Source organism: Streptomyces sp. NPDC091371, from assembly GCF_040684275.1.
Lineage (GTDB): Bacteria > Actinomycetota > Actinomycetes > Streptomycetales > Streptomycetaceae > Streptomyces.
The window spans coordinates 15,314-30,069 of the sequence record NZ_JBFBFP010000025.1 but is presented as its reverse complement, the minus strand read 5'-3'; the positions used below and the strand labels follow the sequence as shown (position 1 = coordinate 30,069).

Below are 14,756 nucleotides of genomic sequence, written 5' to 3'. Positions count from 1 at the left end.
TTGGGTGGCCTGTTGGTCCATCCGCCGCGCCCGCGCTGCACGCGCCTCGCGGTCCCGGTTACGTGGTCGTCGCGAACCAGTTCGCGTTCGTTGACCACGCAAGGAAACGAGGTGTTCGGCATGGCGGGACGAGTCCGGGTCGCGAGTCCGGCATACCGGCTCGCGGCGGTGTCCGCGGCTGTGGTGGCGTTGTTGGCGGGGAGTCACACGGGGGCGGAGGCGACGGGGCGGACGGGCGCGGTGGTGGGGCGGTACGTGATCGTCCTTCAGGACTCGGCCCGTGACCGGCTCGACGCGGTCGTGGGGGCGCACGGACGGGACCACGGGGTCCTGGCGGGCTTCCGGTACCGGCATGCGCTGGTCGGGTACTCGGCGCTGGTGCCGGAGTCCCAGGTGGCGGCGCTGCGGGGCGACCCGAACGTGAAGGCGGTGGCTCCCGACCTGCCGGTGCACGCCACCCAGCAGGTGCTGCCGACCGGCGTGGACCGGATCCAGGCCGACGTGAGCAGTACGGCCTCCGGGAACGGGACGGGGACCGTCGACACTGCGGTGGCGATCCTCGACACCGGCATCGACGAGCGGCACGCTGATCTCAACGTGGCCGGCGGGTTCAACTGCACGAACCCCCGGCGCCCCGAGGCGTGGCGGGACAACCACGGCCACGGCACCCACGTGGCCGGTACCGTCGCCGCCCGGGACAACGGCGACGCCGTGGTCGGGGTCGTGCCCGGCGCCCGCCTCTACGCGGTGAAGGTGCTCGGCGCCTCCGGCAGCGGCTCCACCTCCAACATCGTCTGCGGGCTCGACTGGCTGGCGCAGAACGCCGCCCCGCTCGGCATCAAGGTCGCGAACATGAGCCTGGGCGGCGACGGCGCAGACGACGGCAACTGCGGGTTCACCAACAACGACCCCGAGCACCAGGCGATCTGCCACGTGGTCAACAACGCCGGCGTCACGATGGTGGTCGCGGCCGGCAACGACGCCGATGACATGACCGACCACGCCCCCGCCGCCTTCGACGAGGTCCTCACCGTGACCGCCGTGGCCGACTTCAACGGGCAGCCCGGCGGCGGCGCCGCTGCGACCTGCCGGACCGGCACCGACGAGACCGCTGCGGACTTCTCCAACTTCGCCGTGAGCGCCGCGGACGCCGCCCACACCATCGCCGGACCTGGGGTGTGCATCGAGTCCACCCGCAGAAGTATCGGCACGACGGTCTACTCCGGCACATCGATGGCCTCGCCGCACGTGGCCGGCACGGCCGCGCTGTGCCTCACCGGGCCGTGCGCGGGCATGACCCCGGCACAGGTGGCCGCCAAGCTCCGTGACGACGCCGCGGCCCAGCCCGCCGCGTACGGCTTCGCGGGCGACCCGAACGCGCCCGTCAGCGGGCGCTACTACGGACACCTCGTCCACGCCGGCGGCTACTGAGCACGCCATGCCCACGGCGGAGCCCCGGGCACCGGCCCGGGGCTCCGCCATGTCACGCCGGTCGCGGGCCGGCCCGTCCTCCTCGCACCGGCCGCACAGCCCGGCCGCATCGCTCCCGCTGACCTCGCCCTCCCCCCGCCCGGCGAACGTATGAGGGTGCGGGCTCGGGCAGGGGAGAGGTGTGTGGCGGGGTGGTGATGTAGGGCAGCCAGCGCCGTGTTTGGGGAGGCATGCCGGTCGGGGCTGGTCCTGGCGGCGTGCGGGTGGTGGGCGGACTGGACTGGGTACGCGGTCGCGGGTCTGGCCCTGACACTCGCGGCCGGTGTGGTGATGCTGCTCAGCGCCTGCTGGTCGGGAGCATGCATCGCCCGTTGAAGGCGTTGGACGAGGCCTTCGACGACGGGACGGGCCTGCCGGGGGAGTTGTCGACAGCTACCGACAAGAGACACAAAGGCAAGTGCGCCTTGACAAGTTCAAATTGTCAAGGCGTACTTGCCTCATGACTCTTCCAGACCTGGACGATCTCATCGCGGAAGTCGACAAGAGATGCGACACCGCACACCGCCCCGGCGGTCAGGAACAGCCCGACTGGCTCGCCTTGCTGACGGTCGCCGCACACCTCGCAGGCCAACTGCAAGCCCTGGCAGACGACTTGGTCGAGGACTACGTCGAGCACTGCCGGATGCACGGTTCCACCTGGACGGACGTCGGCACCGCCCTGGGAGTGACCCGGCAAGCGGTCCAACAACGCTTCCACGCCCCGCACAAGCGCTACAGCTCCGAGGCGATGACCGACGACCTCCGCGAGGCGATGGCCCACGTGAAGAGGGCAGCGGTGCAGCACCGCAACAACTACATCGGCACCGAGCACCTGCTCTGGGGGCTCACCGCGGAAGACAACAGCGCCACCCGTTGCCTTCAAGCCGCTGGCGTCCCTCCGGAGACGGTCCACCAGTCCGTCGGAACCCGGCTGAGCATGGGTGCCTCGCAAGCAGCCGAGCGGATCGCCTGGACCCCGTACTCCCGCAAGGCAATCTCGATTGCCGAGGCGCGATCCAAGCAGAACGGATCCGACCTCATCGACTGCGACGATCTCCTCATCGGCCTCGCTCAACTCGGCCGCGGAGTTGCCGCCGCAGTCCTCACCGAAGCCGGCTTCGCCCCGGCAACCCTCGACGACGCATCCGCGGACTCTCGCTGAGCGCACTGGCCCCAGACTCGCAGTCTGTCTCAACGAACCGAGTCGGCTGTGAAACGGGTGTGGTGGTGGTACTGGGTGGGCGTCAGCCGGGACGAGGGGGTGCCCCTATGGGTTTGGTCAAGGTGGTGAGGCGAGGATGGCGTCATGACGACCTGGTTCCGTGCCTATTTCGAGGATGAAGATCTGTGGCAGTACTTCGAGGCGGATGGTGAGGGCTGGGCGGTTCGTCAGGTTGAGATTCGGGGGGTGGATGCGCGGCCGGTGACGGCCGCCTCTCTGAAGGAGGTCCTGCATCTGCGTGATCACGGCGATCGGGCGGCGATGAGCCGGTATGAGCAGCAGTACGGAGTGCTGGCGGACGGCAGAGTCTTTGACGGCTGGGAGGACGAACTGGATGCCGACGAGCTCTCCGGTGAGGAGTTCGAGCAGGTGTGGGTTCGGGCGAGGCAGGCCCTGGGTGGTCAGGCTGACGCAGCCGGTTTTGATTCGTAGAAGGTGCCGTCGCGGAGCATGGCGAAGAGCACGTCGGCTCGTCGTCTGGCGAGGCAGAGGAGGGCTTGGGTGTGGTGCTTGCCCTGGGCGATCTTCTTGTCGTAGTAGGCCCGGGACGTCGGGTCGGCCAGGGCCGCGAACGCGGACAGGAAGAAGGCGCGTTTGAGCTGCTTGTTTCCTCTTCTGGAGGGTTGTTCGCCCCGGATTGAGGAGCCCGAGCTACGGGTCGCCGGGGCGAGGCCAGCGTAGGCGGCGAGGTGGGCGGCGGACGGGAAGCTGGATCCGTCGCCGATGTCGATGAGGATTCGTGCTCCGGTCCTGACGCCGATCCCCGGCATGGACGTCAGGACCTTTCCCCTGGTCGGGGGCGTGCGGCTTGAGGTCTCCCACTGACAGCGCAGCCGCTTCCGCGCTGACGTTTGACGTAGTGCCTGGTCAGTTGGATGCACATCGGTATCACCCTGTGGTGTCTGTGCTGGGTCAGGCCAGCGCCACATGTCCTTGCCTCTCTGCTCAGGGCAGGGCCCGGCCGGAGCAGTCCCCCGGCCCGCTGATCCCGCTGGCCGACAAGGGATAGCGCCCCTTTCCGAAGTGAGTCGGGCCCGTGCTTGCGGCCTGGTTTCGGGGATGTGCGTGCCCTGAGTCGGGGTCCCTGAGAGAATGTGGCTACGGCGCCTCCAGAGGGCCGGTTGGGTCAAGAAGCGGCGTGGGCACCGGCTGCACGCTTGACATGCGTCCGATGTCTTCGTGAACCCGCCGGATCGAAGACCTGGCTCTGGTCGTGCGCGGCGGGGGCAGGGCCGGATTCGAACCACCGTCATCCCCTCCTGACAAGAGGGCGCGTCTACCTCCGCGCTACCTGCCCCGCCGCAGCGTGACCAGCCTATGCCGCGCCCTTGCATGAAGCCCCTTTTGAGGATCGTGACGGGCGGTGCCGTGGCAGGGCCCGGCCTGGTGGGGGTGGCCGCGGGGCCGGTTGGCATTACATGCCGCCGATCATCCGACTGAAGAACATCGGCAGCATCCGCCTGGGCCGCCCCGACGACACCCCGCCCGGCTGGCCGGCCCTCGGTGCTTCCCTGACCCGGGGCCATCAAGCGGGACCTGATCGAGCAGCAGTACGACCAGATGGTCAAGTACGCCACCGTCCTGCGCCCGGGCACCGCCGAGGCCGAGCAGGTCCTGCGGCGCTTCACCCATGGAGGTCCCAAGCACCCCACCTACGCAGCCCTCGAAGAACACGGCCGTGCTGTACACACGATCTGCGCGTGCGGCTACTTCGCCAGCCCCGACCTGCGCCGCGACATCCACGGCGGACTCAAGGCCGTGGAGAACTGGAACAGCGCGAACGACGTCCTGCACTACGGCAAGGACGGCGCCCTGACCGGCCCGGACAAGGAACACGCAGAGACCTCGATGCCCGCCCCGCACCTGCTCCAGTCGAGCCTCGTGCACATCAACACCCTGCTGCTTCAGCAGCTTCTTGCGGATCCGGCCTGGGCAACGAAGCTGCCGGATGAGGACCGGCGCGGGCTGACCGCGTTGTTCTGGTCGAACGTTGACCCGTACGGCACCTTCCGCCTGGAGATGGACAAGCGCATCGACCTGGGGCTGTCGTCCGTGCCCCGTCCCCGGCGTGCCGGAGACGGGAGCATGCCACGGCCGCCCGTAGCTGATCACGCAAGAGACGGCTGGGCGTCTGACTGTGGGCCTGCTTGTTCTACGGCACGGTCACCGTCGCCGCGTTCCCTGCCGCGCGCTCCAGGACCTTCCCGGCCAGGCCGCGCGCCTGCGCGCTGCGTGGCGCGAGGCGCACCAGGTGGGGCAAGGCGGCGAAACTGGCCGGAGAGACCAGGTCGTGCTCAAGGACGAGCCGCCAGCCCAGTTCCTCCCATGCTTCAGGGTCGTCCTGGCGCTCCACCCGTTCCAAGAGCTCGGGAACGCGATCGACGTTGAACCTGCAGTCGCGCATGTGTGCCCAGTTCACCACCTGGGCATTGAACCCTCCCAAGGCGGCCAGGAGCGACTCCGCGTTCCCACGTCTGTCGTGGTGGCAGCTCCGAAAGACCCATCAGACAGGGCCTAGCCACCGGTCCTGGGGCGCGCGGCGCGGGGAGTTCCCGCGTTCCGCATCGGCGAGTGCCACCGTAGTCTTCCCCCAGCGATCATTCGGGGGGAAGTCGTGGTGGTCTGGTGCGTTCGGCTGTCGGCGGCACTCGCCTACGTGGCGGCCGCGGTGCTGAGTTTGTGGACGGCGGGGCTGCCCAGCGGCGCTCCGCTGCCCGTGCCCGGTCTGGTGGGGCTGGCCTGGACGCTGATCGGGCTGGTCTGGCTCCGGGTCGTCGCCCTCTGGATCGGGCGGTTGCAGGGCGAGTACTTCTGGGTGTCGCTCGAGGAGCCCCGTCGGAAGGCCCCCGTACGCTCCGTATCGCTGGCCAAGGGCGCGGGCCGGGCCCGGCGGAACCGGCCCGGTGTGCTGCGCAGGGTGCTGGCCTACCACTACGACAGCGTGTGGTGGGTGTACCTGCGGCAGAGCGCGGTCTGGCTGCTGCTCCCGGTCGCTTTCGTGGCGCTCGTCGGGCTCGGTGACTCGCACGGGTCGCAGCACATCCGCTCCCTGCTGCGGGCGGGAGCGGCGTACGGCCCGGCCTCCGTGGCCGAAGTGGCCGACCTCACGGAAAGCCGCTCCGAAGGGGAGGTCGTCGGGTACCACTCCACGCTGCTGCTGGCCCTGCCGGGCGGCGGCCGGGTCCGCGCGGAACACACCTCCACCCGCTACGAACCGAAACCGGACAGCCGGGTCCACGTGCTCTGGGCGCCCACCGCACCGGGCCTGGGCGGTCTGGTGGACGATGGCGAGGACCTGGGCAGGTACCTGGACCGGGACTGGGGCCTCACTCTGAGCGGGATCGCCCCCGGGGCGATCGTCCTGCTGCTGATCCTGGCCGCTATGCTCCCGGTCTCGATCGCGGCGGAGGACGACGGGCTCCAGGAACTGGCGTGGTCCCCGGTCACCCAGACCGTGCACGCCTGCGCCGTCACAGGTGTACTGCTGGCCGCGTTGCCGTTCTTGTCCGGCACGGCGTCCGGGAACGACGTCCTCGGCATCGGGGTCGCTTGCATAGGCTTGCCGGCGCTGTACCTCGTGATGCCGATCCGGGCGCTGCTCATCTGACCGGGAGTTCGCCCAGCCCCTGCCAGGGCCTGACCCTCTGCCAGGCCCTGGACTCCTCGAGCACCTGCCGGCTACCTGGACCGGAACCTGCCCCACCTGCCGACAACCCGTTCCAAGGCCCCACGACACCAGCTAACAAAGCACTACTAGGCGGTGCACCCGCAGCACCGCGCTGCAATGCGGCCGCGTGCGGCTGCCCGCGGTGCTGTGGGGTCATTCTTCGCTCCTTCGGCGGGTGTGGGCGCGGGCGGCGCGCAGCAGGCGGTTGCCGCACCGCTCCGGGTGGGGGCGAGTTCCGGGTGCCGTGGATGGCGTCGGTGGGGCCGAGGTCGATGCCCAGGAGCTGTGCGGCGATGCGGGGTCGGGGTCGTTCGCGGCCAGGTCGAGGGTGCTGGTGCGGTCGTCGACGGCGTAACCCCGTCCCGGGCAGGGAGAAGGTGCGGGTGCGGGCGGTGTCGGCGTCGGCCGGCACGGTGGCGTGGAGGTGCAGCGGGCGGGGGCGGTGGCGAAGCGCGCGGCGACGTAGGCGGCGGCGTTTGGGGCGGGCAGCTCGCGCGGGGTGGGCGGTGGCCGGTGGGGGCGGGCTCGCTGAGGCGGTTGACGCGGAACAGCCGACACTCCTCCAGGCCGGTGTCGTAGGCGACGAGGTACCAGACGGGGTCGGCGGCGACCAGCGCGCACCCCCCTGCCCGTCAGGACACCGACCCGGGGCTGCCTCGGTGTCCCCACTACAGTTCCGGATCGTGACCGACGCCAGCCACCGCACCGCTGCGGACGACGATGCGCTCCTGGAGAGGCTGCAGGCACTCGCATGGGGAGGGGGAAGCGTGATCCCCTTCCGCGGAAGCCTCTCGGACAAGCCCTTCCCACCTGTCACGATCGCCGAAGTCGAGCACGCGGAACAGAAGCTCGGGTATCGGCTGCCCGAGTTGCTTCGGCGTATCTACACCGAGATCGGTGACGGAGGATTCGGGCGGGATGGCGGCCTCGCATCACTGATTCCGCGCAGCATCCCGCACCGGTACGTCCAGGACTGGCCCTGCGCAACCGCCGTCCATGACCAGCGGCCAGGATGGGGGCCACCGGCCTCTGGGTTCTTCCTGACAGGGGGCGGCTGCACCATGGAGTGGCATGTATCCCTGATAGCGATCGACAATCCGTTGCCCGCTCACCCGGGCGTTCGCCGGGCTCGCCAGCGGGTGGCGGGTCAGCCAGGGCCCATCCAGTCCGTCTCCGTCGGCGCGGCCGTCTCCGCGTCGGGGTCCGAGTCCGTCTCGGGGTCGACCGGGGCCGCGGTCGGGCCGACCCAGTCGGCGTGCTGGACGTTGTCCGTTTCCTGGGAGGCCGGTTCAGTGGAGTCGCTCTCACCCATGGTTCCCCCTTGCGTTCGATTCCATTGCCCTGCACAGCACATGACGCGCCGCGCGGCCGGAGGGTTCCCGCGGATCCGCCCGGCGGGGGGAACCCACCCTCGGCTGTCAGCCTGTCGCCCCGCAGGTGCCTGACATGCCGTCACCCGGAGGCCTACGCTGCAACCGCTGTCGCGACCTCACGCGCCGCCCGACAGCGTTCAGACCCGTCGGCGAGGTCTCGCCCGCATGGCGGGCCGCCCCCGACCTCCGGCCGAAAGGTCTGCCTCCCCATGTCCCCCCGCACCCTGTGCGAGCCCCCGCCCCCGACACCGCGACACCGCCGCTCGCGCTGGGGTTACCCGCTGGCGGCGGCCTTGCTCCTCAGTCTGGTCATCCTGCCCGCGGCCTCCGCCTCCGCCCCGCACGTGCCGATGTCGGGGACGTCGTCGAGTACCCCGTCGCCGTGGGCGCCTCTCCCAGCGAGATCACCACGGGATCCGACGGCAATCTCTGGTTCTCCGAGCAGGGCATCAGGAAGATCGGTCGGATCACCCCTGACGGGGACCTCACCGAGTACCAGCTGCCCGGCGAGGACACCGATGCGTTCGGCATCACTGCCGGGCCCGACGGCAATCTGTGGTTCACCGAGTTCATCGGCAGGCATATCGGGAAGATCACCACGTCGGGTGTCATCACCCTCTACGACCTGCCCGCCGGAAGCGGTTCCCCGTTCGGCATCACCACCGGGCCCGACGGCAACCTGTGGTTCACCGAGGACTCGCCTGACCGGATCGGGAAGATCACGACCGCCGGACAGGTCACCGAGTACGATCTGCCGAGCGCCGGCAACTTCCCGCTGAGCATTGCGGCCGGGCCCGACGGCAATCTGTGGTTCACCGAGATCCTCACCAACCGGATCGGGAAGATCAGCACTGCGGGCGCCGTCACCGAGTACACCCTGCCCAACGCCGACAGCGGTCCCGGTCCCGACGGAATCGCCGCGGGGCCCGACGGCAATCTGTGGTTCACGGAACAGGTCGGCGACCGCATCGGGCGGATCACCACCGACGGGGACATCGAGGAGTACCCGCTGCCCAATCCCGGCAGCGGCACGATCCGTATCACCGCGGGCCCGGACGGCAACGTGTGGTTCACCGAACTCTTCCGCGACCACATCGGGCGACTGGAGGTCGGGGCCGGTCCGCCCAGGGCAGACCTGGCGGTCCGGCTGAGCGCACCGGCCACTGTACGCGGCGGCGCCGAGTACAGCTATGACGTCACAGTGACCAACAACGGGCCCTTCAGCGCCGCCGACACGGCCGTCACGCTGACCCGACCGCGCGGGGTGCCGGTCACCGGGGCGTCTCCAGGTGCCGACCGGCATCATCCGACGCAGGTGACCTGGCGCGTCAAGGCGTTGGGCGCCGGACAGCAGCGGGTCTTCCACGTCACGGTGCGAGCCACCCAAAGCCCCGCCATCACCGCAACAGCCGGAGCCACCTCCCGTACCACTGATCAGAACCCGGCGAACAACACCGACAGGACCACCACACGGGTCACCAGACGCTGACACCACACCCCTGAAGCTCGGGCCGGACCGTGCGACCCCTGTGCGGTCCGGCCTGGGCCGGCCCATCCGCCCGCGGCGTCGGATGGCAGGACCGGGACCGTGACCAGCGAACTTCCCCCGCCCGGCCCCCAGCGGTACGTCCTGTTCGACGTCGACGGCACCCTGATCGACGCCGTGGACAACCAGCGTCGGTCTGCTCATGCACAGCCAGGCGACGGGGCCACAGGCTCGGCCGCTCCCTCCTCAGAAGATCAGTTCGTGGTGTCCCATTCGTCTGAAGTCATTGGCCTGGCGTCTGGGTAGTGCCGTTGGATCTCACTCAGCACCCACGCGTCGGCTGTACGGACGTCCCAGCTGGAACTGTCGAACTCCCGCAACGTCAGCATGAGTTCGCTGCCCGCGTAGCCCTCGAAGTCTCCGTCGACTGCCTGCAGGTAAGGCGCGTCCATGGCCAGCAACTCGAGGGTGGGGATTCCGGTGCCCGCTGACATCTTCGTCATCTGCGCGAACGCCGGGTGCGGCTGATCGTCGAACAGTTGAACCTTCCAGGTCAGCCCGAGTCCGTAACTCCCCAGCCGGACCAGAAGCTCAGCCAGGGTGACATAGCGCCGATCGGCCAGGCGGCCCGAGGGCAGGGCGTCATCCCTCCAGGCCGCAAAGGAGACCATGTGCATCGTGGACGGCGTTTCAGTCATCAGCTCAGCAACCCGCTTCGACCTCGGAGAGTGGGTACGTACAGATCCTCCATTCTCCAGCTGTCACCATCCGGACGGCGGCATCCGCCCGCCGCGAGTACCTGTTCGCGTTCATCGACGACCACAGCCGCGCGATCGTGGGCCACCGGTTCGGGTTCGCCGAGGACACCTTCCGCCTGGCCGCAGTCCTGCGGCCGGCCCTGTCTTCCCGCGGCGTCCCGGAGCCGATCTACGTCGACAACGGATCGGCCTTCGTGGACACGTGGCTCTTGCGCGCCTGCGCGTCCCTGGCTATCCGGCTCACCCGCTCCAAGCCCGGACGGTCACAGGGCCGGGTAAAATCGAACGGTTCTTCCGCACCGTCCGTGACCAGTTCCTGGTCGAGCTCGACGACGAACGTGTCGGCCAGATTGGGCACCTCACCGAGCTGAACAGGCTTTTCACCGCGTGGGTGGAGACCGTCTACCACCGCACTGTGCACTCGGAGACCGGGCAGCCTCCGATCGAACGCTGGCTGGGTTCGATTCCCCGGCCGCTGCCGCTGCCGCTGCCGCTGCCGCTGCCCAGCCCCGCTGATCTCCGGGAGGCGTTCACCGGGTGGGCCGGCACATCCATCCGAAGGCGAGGCCGGAGACACCGTTGGAGCCGGCCCCGCCGACTGGAATTGACTACCTGAAGATCCTCGACGAAACACACACGGCGAACACAGCGAAGGGCGTCAACTACTCGTCCCTGATGGACGACGGGCGGGGATTACGATGATCGACCGCGTTCAGGGGTACTTCGGTTTCAGCCGCGTCCCCTTCGGCCGAAACCTGGCCCCGTCCATGCTCCACCAGCACCACTCCCACCGGGAAGCCGCCGCCCGCATCGCCTGGTGCATCAACAACTGCGCGATCGGCGTGGTCACCGGCGAAGCCGGCTCCGGCAAAACCGTCGCCCTCGAAGGCGCCGTCGCCTCACTCGCCCCCGCACGGTTCACGGTCATCTACCAGCCCAACCCCGAGGTCGGCATGCGCGGCCTCTACGACCACATCGCCACCAGCCTGGGCGAGACCCCCAAGGTCCACCTGGCCGCCCTCGCCACCCAGGCCTCCGCCGCGCTGGCCGCGGAGGTCGACGAACGGGGAAGGACGCCGGCCGTCGTGATCGACGAGTCGCACCTGCTCGACCACCAGGAGCTGGACGCGTTCCGCATGCTCACCAATTACGACATGGACTCCACCACGCCGTTCACGGTGTTGCTGATCGGCCAGCCCACCCTGCGCACACGCATGAAGCACGGCGTCCTGGCAGCCCTGAACCCAGCGGATCTCGATCAGCTACCAGATTCCCACCATGAGCAAGGAGGAGACATCGCCGGGCAGTCCCTCATCGCCGCCTTCACCGAGGAGAAAGGCATCGTCGACGAGTCCTCCACCCGCACCGCCATCACCGAGACCCACGCGACAGAGTGAGCACGAAACCGGCACCGTGCTCACGACGCCCCCGGGGGGCCTGACGGCCGCCGGGGGCGTTTCATCCCATCCCATCGACAACCAGCACGTCGCCTTCATCCACACCTTCAGCGTCGCTCAACAGGCCGGACGACGGCCGTCCGGACGGATTCCCGGTCGGCCACGTCGTGTCGTCGGGGTCCGCGTGGGTCTTCTGTGCCCGTGTGCCCCGCCACGGCGGCTGGACGTGGAGCGGGCCGAGTGGCTCGCCGGACGCACCGAACCGGCAGGGATCACCCACCTCGGCAACGGACGGGGCCGGCTCGTCGTGTCCGCCGTCGCCTGCCTGCGCAACCTGCCTCCCGCGATCGGACCGGACGGTCGGCACCGGCGTCGGCGACGTCGAAGTCACCACCCGTGTCGGACGTGACGGATTGTGATGAATCTCGTACGTTTGATCACGTACCGTGATTCTGTCCTGTCTCGCAGGCCCGGCCCGCGACCCACGAGGTCGCACGCGCTCGTCTCCTCCCCGAGCTCGCCACCGCTAGGAGATGCTGGTGATCGACCGAATCTGGCTCCATCCGCCGCTCGCCATCGCCCGGTTGGGGCCTTCCCCCGTGCCGTGCGACAACTACAGCTGGGGGCCGAGCGACCTGTCGCCGCGCGGTTCGGGGAAGACCACCGTCGTCCCCGCCCCTACTCTCGACCTTGCCCCTGACGGCACCCTGACCGAGCGGATGCCCGAGGCGGTGGGCTTCAAGGACGACCAGGGCGGCTGGCGGCCGGTGTGCCCGTACTTCGAGCTGCACGGCACCTGGACCACCGGTGGGAAGCGCCGGACCGGCCCGTTGACCGAGGCGGTGCTGACGGAGTTCGGGCTGACCTTGGCGGATCTGCGCTGGGAGGTCGCGGTGGCCAATCTCAAGGCGCACCACTACACCCAGTCCGACGGTGACCGGGTCGAGGCGCTCACCGAGGTGCGGGGCAACGACCACACCCCCCGTCCGCTGGCCGGCGGATCGCCGCAGGGCGTCGCGGATCCGCTGCTACCGGCCGGCCGCAGCCTGCCGCTGGGCTCCGTACAGGTGCCCGCACCGAACGCCGCGCTCCCCGAGCTGCGGCTGCGGTTCAGGCCAGGGGTCGGGGCAGTGTACGGCCCGACCGATCTGGAGACCCGCGCCGACGGAACCGACTACGCGCTGCCGCCGCAGCGGCTGATCCTCAACCCGGACGCCCGGTGGTGCGGGTTCCCGCTCCAGGACACCAGCGACGACCCGAGGACCGTTCCGGGCGGCCTCTTCGCCGGTGCGGAAATCGAGGACAAGAACGAGAGCCTGGGACTGGTCGACGACATCTGCGACGGCACGGTCACCGCCTCCCTCCCCGGGGGCCTCGAAGCCTCGGCCCGGATCGTGGTGAGCCCGCCCGACTTCGCCCCGGACCGCAGGCCCTTCGTCTCGCTCGCAGACGGGCTGGCGGACCGGGTCCAGCGCGCCGACGTCAAGGACCCTGCGTACCTGGCCGACAAACCGCTCACCACCCTGGAGATCCGGGACCTGTTCGAGCGGATCCTGGAAACGATGGGAAACATCAACGTCGATGTCCAGAACGAGCGCGTCCGCGACACCTATGGCGAGGACCTCGACGGCGACGGAGTGAACGACCGCGGCCCGCTTCCCGTCCCCGAACCTCTGACCGGCGTCCTGCTCGCGCTCACCGACGGCGGTCGGCGCCGCCACCGGCGCTACGTGGCGCTGGAGGTACTGGAGGACCTGCTGCGGGAGCAGCCCGACCTGATCCGACGGGTGATCCGCGAACCGGTCGAGGACACGCCCGACTACCTCGACGGCCGTATGCCCGTAGCCATGCGCGGGGCCGACGCCGGACCGCTGCACCTGACCCGCCGCCAGTACGACCTGTTGACCGGCTGGGCCGCTTCCTTGCGCGAGAACACGGAGCCCGGGTCATGACCGTACTGCTGCAGATCGGCCGTCGCCCGGCCGGTCCGCCGCCGGCGGACGCGCAGACCACTCTCGCGCCCCCGGGCCCGAGCTCCGAGGTCCGGGTCTTCCGCAGCGCGCACGGTGCGCACCTCTTCGTCGCGGACGGCAGCAGGGTGTACGACCTGCCCGAGCCGACCGCCGCCCGGCTGGAGCGGTGGACGGCGGCCCCGGAGGGCTCGCTCGAGGACCTGGCCCGCGAGCTCGCGCTACCGCTCTGGGCGCAGCGGCGCATCGACGGCACGCCCGCCGAGCCGCCGCCGCTCGCCTCCCTCTCGCTCAACGTGATGCAGGCGTGCAACCTCAGCTGCGGGCACTGCTACGCGGACGAGGGCAAGTTCGGCGGTGCCGCCCGCGCGATGCCCAGGCGGACGGCGTTCGACGCGGTCGACCGGCTGTTGGCCGAAGCCGCGCCCGGCGCGGACGTGGTGGTCGGCTTCATGGGCGGCGAGCCGCTGCTGGCCCGGGACCTGCTGCACGAGGTGGTCGCGTACGCCGAACGGGCCGGGGCCGCCGCCGGGAACCGGGTCCGCTTCGCCCTCACCACCAACCTGACGACCGTACGCCCCGAGGACGCGCGCCTGTTCGCGGACCACCCCTTCACCGTCACGGTCAGCCTGGACGGTGACCGCGAGGGCCACGACGCGCTGCGGCGGGCGCCGGGCGGAGGCAGTGCGTACGACCGTCTGCGGGCCGGCCTGGAGGTGCTCGCCCGGCACGGCCGCCCCCGTCACTTGGCTGCGCGGGTGAGTGTCACCCCGCACACCGGCCGACTGCTCGACGTGCTGGAGCACGGCATCGGCCTCGGCTTCGACGAGGTCGGTTTCGCCGCCGTGGTCAGCGCGCCGGACCCGGCGTACGAGATCACCGCCGAGGCCTTCACCGGGTTCCTGGAGCGGATGGTGGAGTGCGGCGAGAAGGCGCTGCGCGAGCTGTCGGCCGGGCGCGCCTACCCCTTCGGCAACTTCCAGACCGCGATGCACCAGCTCCACCGGGGCACGCATCGCCCGTATCCCTGCGGCGCGGGCGCCGGATATCTCAGCGCCTCGGCCGACGGAGGGCTGTACGCGTGCCACCGGCTGGTCGACGACCCGGCCTTCGCCATGGGCTCCTTGGCGGAAGGCTCCGACGTCGCCGCCCGCGCCCGGCACTTGGCTGCACGCCATGTCGATCGTCAGGAGCCGTGCCGCTCCTGCTGGGCCCGCTACCTGTGCGGCGGCGGCTGTTACCACGAGGTGAGCCGCCGGGGACGGCCGGGCTGTGAATACATCCGCGGCTGGCTGGACTTCTGCCTGCGGGCCTACGTCGAACTGTCCGCTGCCGTACCCGAGTTCTTCCGTATGGCTGCGGACTCCACCCCCACTCCCGTCAGCCCCGCCAGCCCTGCCAGCGCCGTCTGAA

General features: G+C 70.1%; 13 protein-coding genes and 3 pseudogenes. 11 read left to right on the top strand and 5 right to left on the bottom strand.

Annotated features, from left to right (window positions below; genetic code table 11):
- Nucleotides 1-120 precede the first annotated feature (120 nt).
- The 3 genes from AB0O21_RS24915 to AB0O21_RS24905 all read left to right on the top strand — a co-directional run bounded on the left by AB0O21_RS24915 (nucleotide 121) and on the right by AB0O21_RS24905 (nucleotide 3,124).
- Complete coding sequence (locus AB0O21_RS24915; RefSeq protein WP_365174077.1) at nucleotides 121-1,431, top strand: S8 family serine peptidase; 1,311 nt, start codon at nucleotides 121-123, stop codon at nucleotides 1,429-1,431.
- Nucleotides 1,432-1,930: 499 nt separating this feature from the next.
- Nucleotides 1,931-2,632, top strand: coding sequence for a Clp protease N-terminal domain-containing protein (locus tag AB0O21_RS24910; protein ID WP_365174074.1), 702 nt, complete (start codon nucleotides 1,931-1,933; stop codon nucleotides 2,630-2,632).
- A gap of 144 nt (nucleotides 2,633-2,776) precedes the next feature.
- A complete protein-coding gene (locus tag AB0O21_RS24905; RefSeq protein ID WP_365174072.1) occupies nucleotides 2,777-3,124 on the top strand; it encodes a hypothetical protein in 348 nt (115 codons plus the stop codon).
- On the opposite strand, the pseudogene AB0O21_RS24900 reads toward AB0O21_RS24905, so the two are convergent.
- Nucleotides 3,094-3,474, bottom strand: a pseudogene (locus AB0O21_RS24900) (transposase); the annotation flags it as partial. The gene AB0O21_RS24905 and the pseudogene AB0O21_RS24900 overlap by 31 nt on opposite strands.
- A gap of 778 nt (nucleotides 3,475-4,252) precedes the next feature.
- On the opposite strand from AB0O21_RS24900, the pseudogene AB0O21_RS24895 reads away from it, so the two are divergent.
- Nucleotides 4,253-4,642 (top strand): annotated as a pseudogene (locus AB0O21_RS24895) (Tn3 family transposase); the annotation flags it as partial.
- Nucleotides 4,643-4,844: 202 nt separating this feature from the next.
- Here the strand turns inward: AB0O21_RS24895 and AB0O21_RS24890 are convergent.
- The gene (locus AB0O21_RS24890) at nucleotides 4,845-5,114 is read right to left on the bottom strand and encodes a hypothetical protein (RefSeq protein WP_365174263.1); all 270 of its coding nucleotides are present in this window, start codon (nucleotides 5,112-5,114) and stop codon (nucleotides 4,845-4,847) included.
- 195 nt (nucleotides 5,115-5,309) lie between these two features.
- Here AB0O21_RS24890 and AB0O21_RS24885 point away from each other — a divergent pair, with 195 nt between their 5' ends.
- A complete protein-coding gene (locus tag AB0O21_RS24885; RefSeq protein ID WP_365174070.1) occupies nucleotides 5,310-6,299 on the top strand; it encodes a hypothetical protein in 990 nt (329 codons plus the stop codon).
- 146 nt (nucleotides 6,300-6,445) lie between these two features.
- Here AB0O21_RS24885 and AB0O21_RS24880 read toward each other — a convergent pair whose 3' ends face one another.
- Nucleotides 6,446-6,925, bottom strand: coding sequence for a hypothetical protein (locus tag AB0O21_RS24880; protein ID WP_365174254.1), 480 nt, complete (start codon nucleotides 6,923-6,925; stop codon nucleotides 6,446-6,448).
- Between the two features lie 581 nt (nucleotides 6,926-7,506).
- Nucleotides 7,507-7,671: a hypothetical protein gene (locus tag AB0O21_RS24875; protein ID WP_365174068.1), complete on the bottom strand. Its 165-nt coding sequence runs from the start codon at nucleotides 7,669-7,671 to the stop codon at nucleotides 7,507-7,509.
- 443 nt (nucleotides 7,672-8,114) lie between these two features.
- Between AB0O21_RS24875 and AB0O21_RS24870 the strand changes: the two genes are divergently transcribed.
- Both AB0O21_RS24870 and AB0O21_RS24865 read left to right on the top strand, forming a co-directional pair.
- Nucleotides 8,115-9,221: a virginiamycin B lyase gene (locus tag AB0O21_RS24870; protein ID WP_365174065.1), complete on the top strand. Its 1,107-nt coding sequence runs from the start codon at nucleotides 8,115-8,117 to the stop codon at nucleotides 9,219-9,221.
- Between the two features lie 99 nt (nucleotides 9,222-9,320).
- Nucleotides 9,321-9,413: pseudogene (locus tag AB0O21_RS24865) on the top strand (phosphatase); the annotation flags it as partial.
- A gap of 59 nt (nucleotides 9,414-9,472) precedes the next feature.
- Here AB0O21_RS24865 and AB0O21_RS24860 read toward each other — a convergent pair.
- Nucleotides 9,473-9,916 (bottom strand): hypothetical protein, encoded by a 444-nt coding sequence (locus tag AB0O21_RS24860; protein ID WP_365174062.1) that lies wholly within the window; start codon nucleotides 9,914-9,916, stop codon nucleotides 9,473-9,475.
- A gap of 44 nt (nucleotides 9,917-9,960) precedes the next feature.
- Here AB0O21_RS24860 and AB0O21_RS24855 point away from each other — a divergent pair, with 44 nt between their 5' ends.
- From AB0O21_RS24855 to AB0O21_RS24840, 4 genes are all read left to right on the top strand, one after another.
- On the top strand, nucleotides 9,961-10,347 hold the full coding sequence (locus AB0O21_RS24855; protein WP_365174251.1) for a transposase family protein: 387 nt from the start codon (nucleotides 9,961-9,963) through the stop codon (nucleotides 10,345-10,347).
- 327 nt (nucleotides 10,348-10,674) lie between these two features.
- On the top strand, nucleotides 10,675-11,373 hold the full coding sequence (locus AB0O21_RS24850; protein WP_365174060.1) for an AAA family ATPase: 699 nt from the start codon (nucleotides 10,675-10,677) through the stop codon (nucleotides 11,371-11,373).
- A 539-nt stretch (nucleotides 11,374-11,912) separates the two neighbouring features.
- A complete protein-coding gene (locus AB0O21_RS24845; RefSeq protein ID WP_365174057.1) occupies nucleotides 11,913-13,325 on the top strand; it encodes a hypothetical protein in 1,413 nt (470 codons plus the stop codon).
- Complete coding sequence (locus tag AB0O21_RS24840) at nucleotides 13,322-14,755, top strand: radical SAM protein (protein WP_365174055.1); 1,434 nt, start codon at nucleotides 13,322-13,324, stop codon at nucleotides 14,753-14,755. Before AB0O21_RS24845 ends, AB0O21_RS24840 begins: the two co-directional genes overlap by 4 nt.
- Nucleotide 14,756: the final 1 nt, after the last annotated feature.